The organism is Nonomuraea sp. NPDC049646 (assembly GCF_044465525.1).
In the GTDB taxonomy this organism is placed as follows: Bacteria; Actinomycetota; Actinomycetes; order Streptosporangiales; family Streptosporangiaceae; genus Nonomuraea.
Map to the genome: position 1 here is coordinate 141,189 of NZ_JBITLU010000003.1, position 16,672 is coordinate 157,860.

The following is a 16,672-nucleotide window of genomic DNA, read 5'->3' on the forward strand; positions in this document are numbered from 1 at the left end:
CCGCACCGCCGTCCACAGACCTCGTCACGAAAATCATTGTCATCTCTGGGGATTCGCGGGTATGGACCCGGCATGCGCATTCTGGTCACAGGAGCCACCGGCACCCTCGGCAGGGCCCTGGTGCCCGTCCTGCTCAAGGCGGGACATCGGGTACGGGCGCTCAGCCGTACCCGGCACGAGGACCGCGGCGGCGTGGAGTGGGTGTGGGGCGATCTGGCCTCGGGCAAGGGCGTCGCCGAGGCCGTCCGGCAGGTCGAGGCCGTCGCGCACCTGGCCACCGGCGGCCGGCAGGGCCGCGCCCAGGTGGACCTGGCCGGCACCCGCACGCTGACCGCGGCGGCCCGCGCGGCCGGGGCCGCGCACGTGCTGCTGCCCTCGATCGCCGGCGCGGACCGCGCGCCCGGCCACCGGCACAAGCTGGAGGCCGAACGGCTGGTCAGGGAGAGCGGCATGGCCTGGACGGTCGTCCGCGCCACCCCGTTCCACCAGTCGGTGGACCGGCTGCTGCGCGACCTGGCGGCGCTGCCCGTGCTGCCGGTGGACCGCTCGCTGCTGTGGCAGCCGGTGCACGTGGACGACGTCGCCGGCCGCCTGGCCGCGCTGCTGGCCGGCGGCCCGGCCTGCGCCGTCCTGGAGTACGGCGGCCCGCAGGTCCTCGGCACCGAGGAGCTGACCAGGACCTGGCTGGAGGCCCGCCGCCTGCGCCGCCTGTGCCTGCCGGTGCGCATCCCGGGCAGGCTGGCCGCCGCGCAGCGCGCGGGCGCGTTCACCACCGAGGCCGACCCCAAGGGCCGGATCACCTGGCACGACTACCTGTTCCCGCCGCCGCCCGTGCCCTCGGACGATTTCGCCGAGGAGCACACCGCCTCGCCCACCAGCCCGGCCACGCAGCCCGAGCGGGACCCGTCGGTGCGCGTCTACGGCGGCGACGAGGGCTACCAGCGGCCGACCCGCGGCTGACCCGCGGCCGACCCGGGCCGTTCCACAGCCGACCCGCCGCTGACCCGCGGCGGCCCCACAGCCGACCCGCGCCGGCCCCGCGGCCGGGACCGGTTACCGTTTCGTTAGGCACCCCCCTCTTGCTGGGCTTTCTCCGCCGTCGGTACCGTCACTGAACAACTTGTTCAGCCTGACCGATCGAGAGGTTCGATGACGGACCTGGGCACCCGCATCCGGGTCTACCGAGGCATGCGCGGCATGACCGTGCGCGCCCTGGCCGGCGAGGCCAAGGCGAGCCCCAGCTTCATCAGCCAGCTCGAACGCGGTCAGACCAGCGCGAGCATCGGCATGCTGCGCAGGATCGCCTCCGCGCTCGGCATCACCGTGGCCGACCTGTTCAACGAGGACGACGAGCCCGCCCACCGCGTGGTGCGCCGCGCCGAGCGTCCCGAGCTGGCCACCGCGCCGGGCACCCGCAAGTTCCTGATCTCCCAGCGCCCGCTGCGCACGGTGGAGATGTACGCCGGCGAGTTCGACCCCGGCGCCTCCACCGGCGACGAGCCGTACACGCACGGCGACTCGCAGGAGATCTTCCTCGTGCTGCGCGGCAGCCTCACGCTCTGGCTGGGCCCCGCCGGGTCCGCCGCCGCGCACCCGCTGGGGCCCGGCGACAGCGTGGAGTACCGCACGTCGGTCCCGCACCGGGTGGTCAACGACGGCGACGAGACCGCCGAGGTGCTCTGGGTGATCAGCCCGCCGACCCCGTCCAACGGGGAGGCATCGGGGGAAGCAGCAGCCGTGGAGGCAGAACAGTCATGACAGGCATCCCGCTCACCGACGACTACGCCAACGGGGGCGTCTCGTTCTGGTACCGGCAGATCGGCCTGCCCGCCAGGCGGCCCTCGCTGCCCGGCTCCCGCGAGTACGACGTGGCGATCGTCGGCGGCGGCTACACCGGCCTGTGGACGGCGTACTACCTGAAGAAGGCCCAGCCCGACCTGCGGATCGCGATCCTGGAGAAGGAGTTCGCCGGGTTCGGCGCCTCCGGGCGCAACGGCGGCTGGCTGTCGGCCGAGTTCGCCGGCTCCCGCGAGCGGCACGCCCAGGCCCGCGGCCGGCAGGCCATGATCGACCTCCAGCACGCCATGTTCCGCGCGGTGGACGAGGTCATCGACGTCACCCGCGCCGAGGGCATCGACGCCGACGTGCACAAGGGCGGCCTCGTGCACGTGGCGACCAACCCGGCCCAGCGGCGGCGGCTGCGCGAGGAGGTCGCCGACCTGCGCTCCTGGGGCTACGGCGAGGACGACATGCGCCTGATGGACCGCGACGAGCAGCGCGAACGCCTCCAGGTGGCGGGCACGCTGGAGGCCGCGTACTCGCCGCACTGCGCCCGCGTGCAGCCGGCCAAGCTCGCCGTCGGGCTGGCCTCGGCCGTGGCCGCGCTGGGCGTGGACGTCTTCGAGGGCACGACGGTGACCGAGATCCGGCCGCGCGTGGGCGGCGGCAAGGCGACCGCGCACACGCCGCTCGGCATCGTCTCGGCCGACTACGTCATCCGCGCCACCGAGGGCTTCACCGCGTCGCTGGCCGGGCAGCACCGGCAGTGGCTGCCGATGAACAGCTCCATGATCGTCACCGAGCCGCTGCCGGCCGAGGTGTGGAAGCACATCGGCTGGGCCGGGCACGAGCTGCTCGGCGACCAGGCCCACGCCTACGTCTACGCCCAGCGCACGGCCGACGACCGGATCGCGATCGGCGGGCGGGGGGTGCCGTACCGGTTCGGGTCGCGTACCGACCGCAGGGGGGCCACCCAGGCGCGGACGGTGGCGCTGCTGTGGCGGATGCTGGTGAAGCTCTTCCCTGCGGCGGCCGACGCGCGGGTGCAGCACTCGTGGTGCGGGGTGCTCGGCGTGCCGCGCGACTGGTGCTCGACCGTGCACCTCGACCACGCGAGCGGGCTGGGCTGGGCCGGCGGGTACGTCGGCAGCGGCGTCACCACCACGAACCTGGCCGGGCGCACGCTGCGCGACCTGGTGCTGCGGCGGGACACCGAGCTGACGGCGCTGCCGTGGGTGGGCCGGCAGGTGCGGCAGTGGGAGCCGGAGCCGCTGCGGTGGGCGGGCGTGCAGCTCATCTACACGCTGTTCCGGGCCGCCGACCGCCACGAGAACGACCGCGGCACCGGCACCTCGCTCTACGCCCGCCTCGGCAACCTCGTCTCCGGCCGCTGACCCGCCTGCGCCGGCAACCGGCCGCGGCCCGGGCCCCGGCCGGACCGGTCAGGAGCCGCCCGCTGAGGGGCCGCCCGCTGAGGGGCCGCCCGCTGGGGGGCCGCCCACGCCGTGCCAGGGGTCGTAGTCGACCTCCAGCGGCTCCTGCGCCGGCCGCTCGCCCTCCGGCACGTGCTGGAGGTTGACCCGGATCCGGTACCACACGCTGCTGCGCCCGCGCATGCCGTCGACCAGCACGTCGGCGGGCTCCAGCAGGGCCGCGACCCCGGGGTGGCGGGCCTTCCAGCGGTCGAGCCCGGCAAGGGCCTCCTCCTTGTGCTGGGCCCTGGCGATCTCGATGACCGGCATGGTCTGCTGCCTGCGCCCGCTGCCCTTGGGCGGCTTGGGCGCGGGCCCGAGCTCCTCGGCCAGCTCCAGCAGGCCGTCGAGCGAGCCGGGGTGGAGATCCATGTCCTCCCACGGGTCGCCGAGCTCGGCCAGCCGCTTCGGCACGCTGTCGACGGTGAACTCCTCTGGCCGGCAGCCGGGCACCTCCTCCCAGCTCAGCGGGGTGGACACGCGGGCGTCGGGCACCGCCCGCACCGAGTACGCCGAGGCCACCGTGCGGTCGTAGGCGTTCTGGTTGAAGTCGACGAACACGCCGTGGCGCTCCTCCTTCCACCACCGGCTGGTCGCCAGGTCGGGGGCCCGCCGCTCGACCTCGCGCGCCACGGTCTCGGCCGCCTTGCGCACCTGGGCGAACGACCACCGCCGGTCGATGCGGGCGTAGACATGGAAGCCCCGCGACCCGGACGTCTTGGGCCAGGCGACCAGCCCGTGGTCGGCCAGCACCTCGCGCGCCACCTGCGCCGTCGCCAGCACGTCGGCCCATTCGACGCCCGGGACGGGGTCGAGGTCGATGCGCAGCTCGTCGGGCCTGGCCAGGTCGTCGGCGCGGACCGGATGGGGGTTGAGGTCGACGCACCCGAGGTTGACCACCCAGAGCAACTGCGCCAGATCGGTGCAGACCACCTCTTCGGCGCTCAGCCCGGACCGGTAGCGCAGCTCGGCCACCTCGATCCAGTCGGGCCGCTTGGCCGGCGCGCGCTTCTGGAAGAACGCCTCCTGCTCGATGCCGTGGACGAACCGCTTGAGCACCATCGGCCGCCCGTGCACGCCGCGCAGCGCCGCCTCGCCGACCGCCTGGTAGAACCGGATCAGGTCGAGCTTGGTGTGGCCGGACCGCGGGAAGACCACCTTGTCGGGGCTGGTGACGCGGACGGAACGGCCCGCGACCTCGATGTCAGGCATGAGATCACGATACGCGGCGGGTCCGACAGTCAGCCGGGACGCCACCCCCGGCTGCGCGCCTCCCAGTAGGTCAGCCCGAGCCGCCGGTGCAGCTCGACGGCGGCCTGGTTGTGCTCGCGCGCCTGCCGTCCGCGGCCGAGCCGCAGGGCCAGCTCGGCCAGCACGTCGTGCACAGAGCCCCAGGCGGCGCTGCCCATGCCCATGACGATGAGCTGCCCGGCGCTGGGCAGCAGCCGTTCGTACAGCTCGGCGGGGTCGGGCGTGCCGAGGCGGGCGGCCACCAGCCCCCAGACGGGGTGCAGGAAGTCCGCGGCCCAGTCCTCGCGCAGCTCCACCCCCCACCGGCCGATCAGCTCCCGGGCCAGCTCCGGCCGCCCGGCCTCCAGCGCGGCGAGCACGGCCAGCGGGCGCACCGGGCTCATCAGCGGCCGCTCCCCCACCGCCACCAGCTCCTCCAGCAGCTCCGCGCCCCGGCCCCGGCCGCGCCTGCAGGTGTAGAGGGTGGCCAGGCGGCGCGCCTCGATCCCCCACAGGCTGCCGCCGAACGCCAAGCCGGGGAAGCGGCCGAGCAGGGCCTCGGCCTCGTCCCAGCGGGCGTGCAGGGTGTGCGCGGCGGTCTGGGAGACGCGGACCATGGCCTCCAGCTCGGGCCGGGCCACCTCGTGCAGGAGCTGCTCGCAGCGGTCCAGGTCCCTGGCCCACTCGGCCAGGTCGCCGGCGCGCAGCAGGCACGACATGCGCAGGACGCGCCCGACCAGCCGGGCCTCCCTGGGCAGGCCGGGCACGGCCAGCATCTCCTCGGCCGCCCTGCGCCGCACGTCGTTGCGGCCCGGGACGAACCCGGCGATCAGGTAGTTGTTCAGCGCCCTGGCCAGCAGCATCGGGTCGTCCAGGCCGCGGGCCAGCTCGACGGCCTCCAGCGCCAGCCGCTCGCCCTCCGCGCGGCGCGGGCCGTAGTGCAGCTCGATGCCGAGCGTGCCGAGCAGCGCCGCCCTGGACGCCGGGTCCGGGCCGCCGGCGAGCAGGTCCTCCAGCACCGCGACCATCGTCTCGTCCACGACGCCGTACGGCCGCCAGTTCCACACCGACAACCCGCCGAACACCGAGACGGCGGCCACCAGCGCGTCCCGGTCGCCGAGCCGCTGGGCCTGGGCGACGGCCTCGTCCAGGTCGCGGTGGGCGCCGGCGGCGTCGCCCAGGCTGCGGCGGGCCCGGCCCAGCTCGGTGAGCAGCCGGCAGCGCCGCGGCGAGTCGCCGGGCGGGAGGTGGGCGAGCGCCAGCTCCCACAGCTCGACGGCCTCCTGGTAGCCGTGCCGGGCGGCGGCCTGGGCGGCGGCCCGGCAGGCGTGCGTGACGGCCTTGGGCGCGCCGCCCAGCCTGGCCGCCGCGGCGAAGTGCCCGGCCAGCAGCGCCGGGTCGGCGCCGGGCACGCTCTCCAGGTGCAGGCCGGCGCGCAGGTGCAGCCGGGCGCGGGCGAGCGTGGTCAGGCCGGCGTCCAGGGCCTGGCGGACGAGGGCGTGCGAGAAGCGGTAGCCGCCGGCCTCGGTCAGCAGCCCGGCGGCCAGGGCCGGCTCCAGGCCGGTCATGACGTCCTCGACCGGCTGCTCGGCGAGCGCGGCCAGCAGGTCCACCTCGACCTCGCGGCCCGCGACGGCGGCGGCCCTGAGCAGGTCCAGCGTCGGTGCGGGCAGCCTGGCGAGCCTGCGGTCGATCACGTCGCGGGCGCCAGGCGGCACGAGATGGCGTTCGCGTTCGGGCAGCCGCAGCAGCTCGGTGAGGTAGAACGGGTTGCCGCCGGAGCGGTCGAGCAGCTCTTCCGCGTCGGCGCTCACCTCGCGCAGGCGCAGGAAGTCGCGCACCCCGTCGGCGTCGAAGGGCGCGAGCGGCAGCCTGCGGCCCTCCCTGGACAGGGCGGCCAGGGTCTCGCGGAGCTGGGCCGGGTGGCCGTCCGGCTCGGGCCTGAGGGTGGCCAGCACCAGGGCGGACGTGCCCGCCAGCTCGCCGGCGACGTGGCCGAGCAGCTTCAGCGAGGAGGCGTCGGCCCAGTGCAGGTCCTCCAGCACCAGCAGCAGCGGGCCGCCGCGCAGCGAGTCGAGCACGGCGTCGTAGAGGTCGAACAGCTCGGCGTGCGGCGACGGCGGGATCATGCCGGCGCGCGTCCACGGCCAGAACGCCGGGGCCGTGGCGTCGTCCAGGCACCTGCCCCACTCCACCCGGAACCCGCGGGCGGCGGCCAGGTCGGCGGCGGCCCTGGCCAGGCTGGTCTTGCCGATGCCGGGCTCGCCGGTGACCAGCGCCAGCCCGCCCCGCCCGGCCCGCGCGGCGCCCAGCAGCTCCTCCAGGGTCCGCAGCTCCGCCTCCCGGCCCACCAGCCGCTCCCCCGCGGCCCGGCCCGCCGCAGGCGGGGGCGCCGCGTCATTGTCCGTTCCCCGGTCCGCCGCCGCCGGGCGGGCGGTCGTCGCGCCGGGGGCGTCCAGGGCCGGGGACTGGTCGAAGACGGCCTGTTCCAGACGTCTGAGCTCGGGTCCCGGCTCGATGCCCAGCCGTCCGGCCAGCAGGCCGCGCACCCGGCGCAGGGCGGCCAGCGCGTCGGCCTGCCGGCCCGCCCGGTAGAGGCCGAGCACCAGCAGCCGCCACGCCCGCTCCCGGTACGGATGCGCCTCGGCCAGCGCCTCCAGGTCGGGCACGGTGGCCTCGCCCAGCTCCAGCCGCGCCTCCAGCCGGTCCTCCTCGGCCGCCAGCCGCAGCCGTTCCAGCCGGGCCGGCACCTCGGGCGCGAGACCGGGGAACTCGGCCAGCGGCTCGCCGCGCCACAGGGCGAGCGCCCGGTCGAGCACCCGCGCCGCCTCGCGGTGCCGTCCCTGCCGCACCAGCCGGGCGCCGTCGGCCGTCCAGGAGGCGAAGCGGGCGACGTCCGTCTGGCCGGGCGCGATGTCCAGCAGGTAGCCGGGCTCGCGGGTGAGCAGCACCCGGGGCGGCGTGCGCGGCCTGCGTCCGGGTTCGAGCACCCGCCGCAGGTGCGACACGTACGCCTGGAGCGTGGCGGTGGCCCTGGCCGGAGCCTCGCCCGCCCACAGCTCGTCGATCAGCCGGTCGAGCGGCACGACGCGGCCCGGTTCCAGCGCCAGCATGGCCAGCACCGCGCGCTGCTTGCGGGTGCCGGGGTCGAGACGGACGCCGTCGGCGTCGTCGACCTCAAGCGGCCCGAAAAGTCGGAAGTCCACAGACCTCAAGTCAACCCCAATTCCCACGCAAGTGGGCTGACACATCATCGATCACATGAACGAACTGAGGAACATGACGGCCGGCCCGGTGCTGCTCCCCGGCGACGACGGCTTCGACCAGGCGCGACGGCCCTGGAACGTGGCGGTGGACCAGCCGGTGCGCGCGGTGGTCGAGGCGGCCGACGCCGACGACGTGGCCGCGGTGATCGGCTACGCCCGCCTGCACGGCCTGGCGGTCACCGCGCAGCCGAGCGGCCACGGCGCGTCGGGCGACACCGAGGGGACGATCCTGCTGCGTACCGGCCGGCTGGGCGGGGTGGAGATCCGCGACGGCGTGGCGCGCGTCGGCGCGGGCGTGAAGTGGGGCGAGGTGCTGGCGGCCGCGAGCCCGCTCGGGCTGACCGGCCTGGCGGGCAGCTCGCCGGTGGTGAGCGTGACCGGTTACACCCTGGGCGGCGGCCTGAGCTGGTTCAGCCGCAAGTACGGCTTCGCCGCCGACAGCGTGCGCGCCGTCGAGGCCGTGGACGCCGACGGCGGCCGGGTCAGGGTGACCGCCGAGCGCGACCCCGAGCTGTTCTGGGCCCTGCGCGGCGGCGGCGGCGACTTCGCGATCGTGACGGCGCTGGAGTTCGACCTGCACCCCGCGCCCGTCCTGTACGGCGGCCGGATCATCTGGCCGGCCGACCGCGCCGAGCAGGTCATGGCGGCCTTCCGCGAGGTCACCGCCGGCGCGCCGGAGGAGCTGTCGGTGTGGTTCCAGCTCCTGACGCCGCCCGGCGCCCCCGGCTTCGTCATGGCCGACTGCACCTACCTCGGGGCCGACCCCGGGACGCTGCTGCGGCCGTTCGAGGCGGTGGGCGGGGCGATCGCCGACACCAGGCGGCGGCTGCCGGTGGCCGAGCTGGCCTCGATCTGCGACGAGCCGGTCGACCCGAGCCCTGGCGTGGGCCACACCGAGCTGCTGACCAGGCTGGACGACGAGGTCGCCGGCGTGCTGGCCGGCGAGCCGATCGAGCCGCTGCTGGCGGTGCAGGTCCGGCACCTGGGCGGGGCCGTGGCCAGGCCGGTCGCGGGCGGGGGCGCGGTGGAGCGGCTGGCGGAGCCGTACCTGGTGCACGCGCTGGGCCTGCCGTCGCCGGAGGTGTCGGAGCGGATGGAGCGGCTCGGCAAGTCGCTGGTGCCGTTCAGCACGGGGCGGCGTCCGTTCACGATGCTGCACGGCGGGGAGCAGGCGGCGGCGGCGTTCTCGCCCGAGACGCTGGCCCGGCTGCGCGACCTCAAGCGGGCCCGCGACCCGCTGAGCGTCATCAGGTCCAACTTCCCGGTGCTCGGCTGACGGGCCTACGGTTCGTCGAGGACCAGGTCGTACGTCGCCCGGGGATCGAGGAAGGCGCACAACCGGGCGGCCTCGGTCAGCAGGGCGTCGCGATCCGTGCGGCGCAGGGGGGTGAACGGCCGGACGCGCAGTGTCCGGTCCCGGATCCGCCAGGTGCCCTGCCACATGCCGTCGACCAGGAAGGTGCCGGTGGTCGCGCCGTTGCCCGGGGGGAGCGGGACGGGGCGGTTGCCGGGGATCACCCGGGTGCGGTCCTTGTGTGACAGCAGCAGATTGTCGTATTCGGGGAGGAATCTGGGCGGAGCGGGCACGTCCTCGGCCGGGCGGGGCGCGTCGGGCAGGTCGTACAGCACCTGCCGCTCCTCCCCGCGGAACACCCGCAGGGGCAGCCGCTCCACCACCTCGCGCAGGCGGGTCAGCCCGGACCACAGCTGGACGTCCGCGACGCTCGCCGGGCCGAACGCGCCGAGGTAGCGCAGCACGAGCGCGTCCACCGGGACCGGGCGCAGCGGCGCGCCGAGCCAGCTCTCCACGGGCGTCCACGCGGCGGGGCCGGCGCCGCCCCAGACGCCCCGCGGCGGCACCTGGCACAGCGCGAGGTGATGCGTGACCGCGTGGGCCAGCGCGCTCGGGTCGGCGCCCGGCCGGCTCCGCGCGAGCAGCCTGCCGAGCTCGCCGCGGGTGCGCGGCCGCTCCGCCAGCAGCCGCCCGGCCTGTTCGAGCAGCGCCTCGCGGTCCGCGTCGCCGAGGCCGTGAGGGAAGTGCGCGCGGAAGTGGGCGCGGAAGCCGGCGGCGTGCAGCGGGTGGAACAGCGCGCGCCAGCCCAGGCAGTCGCGCGCGCTGACGAGGTGCACGGTGTTGCGCATCAGGTGCAGCCGCACCACCTGGCGCCGCTCGGTCAGCGCCGACAGCTCACCCGGCTCGAAGCCCCGCAGCCGGGTCCACAGCCCCACGTACGGGGCCAGCGGCGCCTGGGACTGCATGCCGCCCAGGTGCTCGATCGCGTCGATCGCCCGGCCCGGCGCGCGTTCCAGCAGGTACTGGCGGGCCAGCGTGGCCCGGTTGAGGCGACGCCGGCTCAGCACGTCGCTCATCGCAGCGGCCCGAAGAAGGCCCGCAGGTCGGCCGCCAGCAGGGCGGGGGCCTCCATCGCGGGGAAGTGCCTGCCGCGCTCGAACTCGCTCCAGTGGGCGCCGGCCGGCGCGGGCACCAGCCTGCGCACCGTCTCGTCGGCGCCGAAGACCGCGAACCCCTGCGGCACGGCGGGCGGCGCGCCCCAGTCGGCGGAGTGGGCCTGCTCGTACAGGGTGTGCGCGGCCGAGGCGCCGGAGCCGGTGAACCAGTACAGGCTGACCGTGGTGAGCAGCTGGTCGCGGTCGACCGGCAGGTCGGTCCACTCGTGGACCTTCTCGGCGATCCAGGCGAGCTGCAGCAGCGGCGAGTCGGCCAGGCCGTAGCCGATGGTCTGCGGGCGGCTGTTCTGGATCGCCAGGTAGCCGGAGCCCTCCTTCCGGAAGGCGTCCATCCGGCTCAGGATCAGCTTGTCGACCGGGTCGTCGGCGTCGAGCCGGTCGGCGCTCCCCGGCATGAAGGTGGCGACGCTCGCGGCGGTGAACGGGTCGGTCACCACGTGCACGCCGACGACGTGCTCGCCGTCGAGGCCGGCGAGCAGGCCGGACACGCCCGCGCCGACGTCGCCGCCGTGCACGCCGTACCGCCGGTAGCCGAGGCGGCCCATCAGCTCGGCCCAGGCGCGTGCGGTGCGGCCCATCGTCCAGCCGGTCCCGCCCAGCGGGGTGGAGAAGGCGTAGCCGGGCAGCGACGGCGCGACGACGTGGAACGCCGGGCCCTCCGCCGGGTCGACCAGCGGCTCGATCAGGTGCAGGAACTCGGCGACGGAGCTCGGGTAGCCGTGGGTGATCAGCAGCGGCGTGGCGTCCGGCCGGTCGGACCTGACGTGCAGGAAGTGCACGCGCTGGCCGTCGATCTCGGTGGTGAACTGCGGGTACCGGTTGAGCCGGGCCTCCTGGGCGCGCCAGTCGTACTGCGTCCGCCAGTAGCCGGCCAGCTCCTTCAGGTGGCCGAGCGGCACGCCGCGGGTCCATTCCACGCCGGGCAGCTCGCCGGGCCAGCGGGCGTGGGCGAGCCGGTCGCGCAGGTGATCGACGTCGGCCTGGAGGATCTCGACGCGGAAGGGCTGGATGTCGTCGCGCACGGCGCTTCTCCTTGTCAGCGGCGTGAGTGCTCTTGCGCTCACGCCGGGAACACTAGGAACATTCGCGGAAAGGTTCGTTCCTAGATTGTCGGCAGGATCGAAGAATGCTGGAGACCTCGGCGCGGCTGCTGCGCCTGCTGTCCCTGTTCCAGGCCAGGCGCGACTGGACGAGCGCCGAGCTGGCCGCCCGGCTCGGCGTCACCACCCGCACGGTCCGCAACGACGTCGGCCGGTTGCGCGCCCTCGGCTACCCGGTCGACGCGCGGCCGGGCGTGGCCGGCGGCTACCGGCTCGGCTCGGACGGCGTCCTGCCGCCGCTGCTGCTGGACGACGACGAGGCGGTGGCGGTCGCGATCGGCCTGCGCACCGCCGCGAGCGGGTCGATCGCGGGGATCGAGGAGACCTCGATGCGGGCGCTGGCCAAGCTGCAGCAGGTGCTGCCCGCGCGGCTGCGTCACCGGGTGAGCGCCTTCCAGGCGTCCGCGCTGCCGATGCCGTCGCGCGGCTCGCAGGTGGATCCCGACGTGCTGACCGTGATCGCGAGCGCGTGCCGCGACCATGAGCGGCTGCGGTTCGACTATCGGGCGCATTCCGGGGCGGCCACCAGGCGCTCGGTGGAGCCGTACCGCCTGGTGCACGACCGGCGGCGCTGGTACCTGGTGGCCTGGGACGTCGACCGGGACGACTGGCGCACCTTCCGGGTCGACCGGATCGACCCGCGGACGCCGTCGGGACCGCGCTTCAAACCCCGCGAGCTGCCGCCCGACCACGAGATCACGGCGCGGGTGGCCCGCGGAGCCGGCGAGGCGACCTGGCGCTACCGCGCGCGGGTCATCGTGCACGCGCCCGCCTCGCACGTGCGCGACCGGCTGCCGATCCCGGTGGACGTGCAGCCGCTGGGCGAGGACCGGTGCGTGTTCGAGCCGGGCTCGGACCACCCGGAGATGCTCGCCCTCCACCTGGGCCTGCTGGGCGCGGACTTCACCGTCGAGGGCTCGCCGGAGCTGGTGGCCGCCCTGCGCACGCTGACGAGCCGCTACCAGCGCGCCATCGACGCCGCCGACCGGACCCCCGGTTAGCCGGCCCCTCCCGACGACGCCCGGTCAGGCGGAGTCGCCGTGGCGGCCCGCGCCGGCGGCGAACCTGGCGGCGCCCTCCGCCGCGTCCGGCAGCGAGACCAGGCCGTGGCGCAGCTCGTTGCGCATGGCCTCGTCCTCGGGCAGGCCGTGCTGCTCCAGCAGCGACATGCGGTCGCCGCGCAGGCACGCCTGCGGGAACGCGGCGATCCGCGCGGCCAGCTCCTCGGCGTGCCGCCGGGCCGTGCCGGTGGGCACCAGGCGGTTGACCAGGCCCATGTCACGGGCCTCCGGGGCGCTCACCGCGCGGCCGGTGAGGATCATGTCCATGGCGCGGGAGGCGCCGACGAGCCGGGGCAGCCGCACCGTGCCGCCGTCGATCAGCGGCACGCCCCAGCGGCGGCAGAAGACGCCGAACACCGCGTCCTCCTCGGCCACCCGCAGGTCGCACCAGAGGGCGAGCTCCAGCCCGCCGGCCACGGCGTGCCCGGCGACGGCCGCGATCACCGGCTTGGACAGGCGCATCCTGGTGGGCCCCATGGGGCCGTCGCCGTCCTCGCCGACGTGGTTGTCCAGCGCCTTGAGGTCGGCCCCGGCGCAGAACGTGCCGCCCTCGCCCCACAACACCGCCACGTCCGCGTCGGAGCGCTCGAAGCCGGCGAAGGCGTCCGTGAGCGCGTCGGCGGTCTTCCTGTCCACCGCGTTGCGCGCCTCCGGCCTGCTGATGACGACGGTGGTGACGGGCCCCTCGCGCTCGACGCGTACGGTCATGCGACCCTCCTCCGGGGGACGTGCGGCTTCGCCTCGGGGAAACCTGCCGAGCGTACCCTCAGGCCAGGGCCCCGGCCAGCAACGCGTCGAAGTGGTCGGCGGCCGGGGCGTCGATGCCGCGCAGCGGGCCGCGCTCGGCCAGGTGCGCCTCGGCGTACAGGCGGGCGACCAGGGCCTTGCGCCCGTCGTCGAGGCCCCAGCCGGCCTGGTCCTCCAGCAGGGCGGCGGCGTAGACGTCGGCCATGAACTGGGCCAGCGGATAGAGGCGTTCCTCGGCGAGCGCCGGGTCGAGCCCGTGCCAGGCGGCGACGGCCTTGGACAGGTCGTCGATGCGGGCGTTCACCAGGTCGGAGGTGGCCAGGGCGCGCAGCCGGGCCAGGAACGGCACGTGGGCCTCCTCGCGGAGCACGGCGCGGCGCACGTCCAGGCACAGGATGTTGTCGCCGCCCTCCCAGATCGGGTTGACCTGGGCGTCGCGCAGCAGCCTGGCCACCGGCCACTGCTCGATGTAGCCGTTGCCGCCGTGCACCTCGATCGCGTCGCTGGCCGCCGTCAGGCCGAGCCGGGCGGCGCGCAGCTTGATCAGCGCGGGCCCGAGCCGCAGCCGGGGGCCGACCAGGCCGTCGAACACCATCGCCTGGGCGGCCTCGACCTCGACGATCAGCTCGGCCAGCTTGCGGCGCATCAGGGGCTGCTCGATGAGCGGGCGGCCGAACGCCTCGCGGGAGCGGGCGTAGCAGATCGACTCGACCAGGGCCCGCCTGGCCACGCCGACGCCCATCATGGCCACGCCCAGCCGGGAGGCGTTGGTGAGCTTCATCATCGTCCCGAGCCCGGAGCCGGAGCCCTGGCCGGCCAGCAGGAACGCCTCGGCCCCGGTGAACTCGACCTCGGCCGAGGCGACCGAGCGGGTGCCCAGCTTGTCCTTCAGCCGGCGGATGCGCACCGCGTTGCGCGAGCCGTCGCGCCGCTCCCACAGCGCCAGGAACGGCGCCACGGACCCGTCGGGCGTGCGGGCGAGCACCACGAACGCCGAGCCGTTGGCGTTGGAGGCGAACCACTTGAACCCGGTCAGCCGCCACGCCTCCCCGTCGGGCTCGGCCCACGCCTCCAGGGCGGCCAGGTCGGAGCCGCCGGTGCGTTCGGTGAACATCTGAGCGGCCTCGCCGGAGTAGTAGCCGTCGGCGAAGATCTCCCGGACCCGGTCGCGCACGTCCGGCGGCGCGTACTTCTCGGCCAGCGAGACCACCATGTCCCCGCCGGTGCCGAGCGCGCAGCCCATCCCGATGTCGGCCTGGTCGAGCAGGTACGTCCAGGCCGCCGCCAGCGCCGACGGGTCCGCCCCGTTCGCCCGCGCCTCCTCCGCGAAGGACGGCGAGGTGAAGTTGTCCGCCATGAGCGCCGCGCGGGCGGTCTGGAAGGACGGCGGCATGACGACCCGGCTGACGTCCCTGCCCCACTTGTCGTACTTCTCCAGGCGGGGCGGGTTGCGGTCGGTCTCCTCGGCGCATTCGGCGACCAGGCCGCCCATCAGCGCGCCGAGCCGTTCGAGGTGCGGCTCGGCCCAGGCGAAGCCGTCGCCGAGGTGGCGCCGCATGAGCAGGCGCAGCGTGGGGTCGCAGGTCCACCAGTTGCGCCCGGCCGCTCCCTGGTAGCGCTCGGTGGCGTAGCGGTCGCTGTGGTCGAAAGGTTCGATGAGATACCGGCCCATACTCGCGAGTGTTACATATAATCAACACGCGATGGAAGACCGTAACACCTCACTCAGCGCCCGGTCGGCGGTGCTGAGCGCGCTGCTCGGCAGCCACCCGCCCCGCCTGCCCGCCCGCCACCTCGTGCGCATCGGCGCGCTGTTCGGCATCGCCGAGGGCACGGTCCGGGTGGCGCTGTCGCGCATGGTGGCGGCCGGCGACCTGACCCAGCAGGGCGGCCGCTACACGCTGTCCGAGCGGCTCGTCGAGCGCCAGGCCCGGCAGGACGAGAGCCGCGACCCGCACACCAGGCCGTGGGACGGCACGTGGGAGGTGGCGGTGGTCACCGCCGAGCGGCGCGCCCCGGCCGACCGCGCCGCGTTCCGGCACACGATGTCCGCGCTGCGCATGGGCGAGCTGCGCGAGGGCACCTGGCTGCGTCCGGCCAACCTGGTGCGTGAGTGGCCCGAGACCGTCACCGCGCAGTGCACTTTGATCGACGGCCGCCCGCACGGCGACCCCACCCCGCTGCTGTGGGACCTCGACGGCTGGGCGGCCGAGGCGGGCCGCCTGGAGCGGGCGCTCGACCGGGCCGACGGGCTCGCCGAGGGCTTCCTGGTCTCGGCCGCCGTGCTGCGCCACCTCCTGGCCGACCCGCTGCTGCCCGCCGAGCTGCTGCCCGCCGGCTGGCCGGGAGCCGCCCTGCGGGCCCGCTACGACGCCTTCGACCGCCGCTACCGCGAGGTCCTGCGCGCGCACATGGAGGGCTGAGCCCTCCTGAAGCTGAGCCCTCCTGAAGCTGAGCCCTCCTGAATCAGAGCCCTCCTGAATCAGAGCTCGACGCCGAAGACGATGCGCTTGTTCCTGAACTCGGTGACGCTCCACACCTTGCCGCCGCGCACCGTCAGGTCCTCAGGCCCGATCGGGTACGGCCTGGTCAGCAGCTTGTCGCCGCTGTGGACGAGCAGCCTGCCGTTGGTGACGGCGTCGGCCGCCTGGCTCAGGTACCACTTGCCGCCCCACGAGACCGCGCCCTGGATCTTGGGGTGGCCCATGACGAAGGCGTCCTTGGGCGTGCCGTCGGTCAGCGGCAGGTTCCAGCGGGCGACCCACCCGCCGGGGTCGTTCTCCCGGTACTCGCCCGACACCAGCGCGGGCGTGCCGCCACTGCGGTCGACCGACAGGAACGAGAAGTGCGGCCCGCCGCGGGCCAGCTTCCAGCAGTCGGTCTGCGGGAGCAGGTAGCGGTAGCCGAAGGCGTGGAACCTGCCGCCGGAGCGCCCGATGCGCGCGGGGTCGCCCAGGTCGCTCTGGGCGGTGCGCAGGTCGAGCAGGTTGCCCAGGTCGAAGACGCGCAGGCCGTTGTAGGTGTCGGCGACGTAGAGCAGGTCGCCGTGGCAGGCCAGGCCGCCCGCGTGCACGTCGATCGGCCCGTACGAGCCGTCGGGCCTGGCCTCGACCAGCAGCGCGTGCTGGTACTTCAGCGTCCGGGGGCTCAGGAACGACACCCTGATCCCCCGCTCGCCCGCCGCCGGCTTGAAGTACCAGCTCACCAGCAGCACCGGCACGCCGATGGCGCCGGACTCCTCGCCGCAGGTCACGCCCTGCGGGTACCAGTCGACCGTGTCCTGGTCCTTCGCGTCGAAGGCGTACCAGTCCGCCGGACGGGGCCGCATGGAGCCCAGCGCCGCCGTCGCGCCCTTGTGGACGGCGGTCCTGTTGGCGTGGGCCAGCAGCGCCTCGACCCCGGTCGCGCCGATCTCCCCGGCCAGCTTCGCCGCCCCCGCGGCCAGCGTCCCCGTGGCCCGCGTTAACGCGTAGGGCGCCTTGTCGGCCGGTACCATCCCCGTCGCCGCCATATCTGCCTCACTCCGTCCGTCTCTCGGAGTAGTTTGA

At 75.2% G+C, this 16,672-nt stretch carries 13 protein-coding genes; 6 read left to right on the top strand and 7 right to left on the bottom strand.

The genetic code is table 11. The features are described from left to right. Positions 1–72 precede the first annotated feature (72 nt). The 3 genes from ACIBQ8_RS09720 (at position 73) to ACIBQ8_RS09730 (ending at position 3,173) form a co-directional block, all read left to right on the top strand. Positions 73–960, top strand: coding sequence for an SDR family oxidoreductase (locus tag ACIBQ8_RS09720; protein WP_397175033.1), 888 nt, complete (start codon positions 73–75; stop codon positions 958–960). 189 nt (positions 961–1,149) lie between these two features. Beyond that, positions 1,150–1,758, top strand: a complete 609-nt coding sequence (locus ACIBQ8_RS09725; RefSeq protein WP_397175031.1) for a helix-turn-helix domain-containing protein — start codon at positions 1,150–1,152, stop codon at positions 1,756–1,758. Beyond that, a complete protein-coding gene (locus ACIBQ8_RS09730; protein ID WP_397191701.1) occupies positions 1,755–3,173 on the top strand; it encodes an NAD(P)/FAD-dependent oxidoreductase in 1,419 nt (472 codons plus the stop codon). Before ACIBQ8_RS09725 ends, ACIBQ8_RS09730 begins: the two co-directional genes overlap by 4 nt. A gap of 48 nt (positions 3,174–3,221) precedes the next feature. Here the strand turns inward: ACIBQ8_RS09730 and ligD are convergent, their stop codons facing one another. Both ligD and ACIBQ8_RS09740 read right to left on the bottom strand, forming a co-directional pair. Then, entirely contained in the window at positions 3,222–4,463 is a 1,242-nt protein-coding gene (gene ligD, locus ACIBQ8_RS09735; protein ID WP_397191702.1) for a non-homologous end-joining DNA ligase, read from the bottom strand. A gap of 29 nt (positions 4,464–4,492) precedes the next feature. Further along, positions 4,493–7,687: a BTAD domain-containing putative transcriptional regulator gene (locus ACIBQ8_RS09740; protein ID WP_397191703.1), complete on the bottom strand. Its 3,195-nt coding sequence runs from the start codon at positions 7,685–7,687 to the stop codon at positions 4,493–4,495. Positions 7,688–7,742: 55 nt separating this feature from the next. On the opposite strand from ACIBQ8_RS09740, the gene ACIBQ8_RS09745 reads away from it, so the two are divergent. Beyond that, complete coding sequence (locus ACIBQ8_RS09745) at positions 7,743–9,023, top strand: FAD-binding oxidoreductase (protein WP_397191704.1); 1,281 nt, start codon at positions 7,743–7,745, stop codon at positions 9,021–9,023. Positions 9,024–9,028: 5 nt separating this feature from the next. Here ACIBQ8_RS09745 and ACIBQ8_RS09750 read toward each other — a convergent pair whose 3' ends face one another. Then, entirely contained in the window at positions 9,029–10,117 is a 1,089-nt protein-coding gene (locus ACIBQ8_RS09750; protein WP_397191705.1) for a winged helix DNA-binding domain-containing protein, read from the bottom strand. Further along, a complete protein-coding gene (locus tag ACIBQ8_RS09755; RefSeq protein ID WP_397191706.1) occupies positions 10,114–11,238 on the bottom strand; it encodes an epoxide hydrolase family protein in 1,125 nt (374 codons plus the stop codon). The genes ACIBQ8_RS09750 and ACIBQ8_RS09755 overlap by 4 nt, the downstream gene beginning before the upstream one ends. Positions 11,239–11,342: 104 nt before the next feature. On the opposite strand from ACIBQ8_RS09755, the gene ACIBQ8_RS09760 reads away from it, so the two are divergent. After that, on the top strand, positions 11,343–12,317 hold the full coding sequence (locus tag ACIBQ8_RS09760) for a helix-turn-helix transcriptional regulator (RefSeq protein ID WP_397191707.1): 975 nt from the start codon (positions 11,343–11,345) through the stop codon (positions 12,315–12,317). Between the two features lie 24 nt (positions 12,318–12,341). Here ACIBQ8_RS09760 and ACIBQ8_RS09765 read toward each other — a convergent pair whose 3' ends face one another. Further along, positions 12,342–13,085, bottom strand: coding sequence for a crotonase/enoyl-CoA hydratase family protein (locus ACIBQ8_RS09765; protein WP_397191708.1), 744 nt, complete (start codon positions 13,083–13,085; stop codon positions 12,342–12,344). 58 nt (positions 13,086–13,143) lie between these two features. Further along, positions 13,144–14,796, bottom strand: coding sequence for an acyl-CoA dehydrogenase family protein (locus tag ACIBQ8_RS09770; RefSeq protein ID WP_397191709.1), 1,653 nt, complete (start codon positions 14,794–14,796; stop codon positions 13,144–13,146). Between the two features lie 31 nt (positions 14,797–14,827). Between ACIBQ8_RS09770 and ACIBQ8_RS09775 the strand changes: the two genes are divergently transcribed. Then, positions 14,828–15,547: a PaaX family transcriptional regulator C-terminal domain-containing protein gene (locus ACIBQ8_RS09775; RefSeq protein WP_358285340.1), complete on the top strand. Its 720-nt coding sequence runs from the start codon at positions 14,828–14,830 to the stop codon at positions 15,545–15,547. Between the two features lie 59 nt (positions 15,548–15,606). Here ACIBQ8_RS09775 and ACIBQ8_RS09780 read toward each other — a convergent pair whose 3' ends face one another. Then, positions 15,607–16,635 carry a hypothetical protein gene (locus tag ACIBQ8_RS09780; RefSeq protein WP_397191710.1) on the bottom strand — a complete coding sequence of 343 codons (1,029 nt, stop codon included), beginning with the start codon at positions 16,633–16,635 and terminating at the stop codon, positions 15,607–15,609. Positions 16,636–16,672 lie beyond the last annotated feature (37 nt).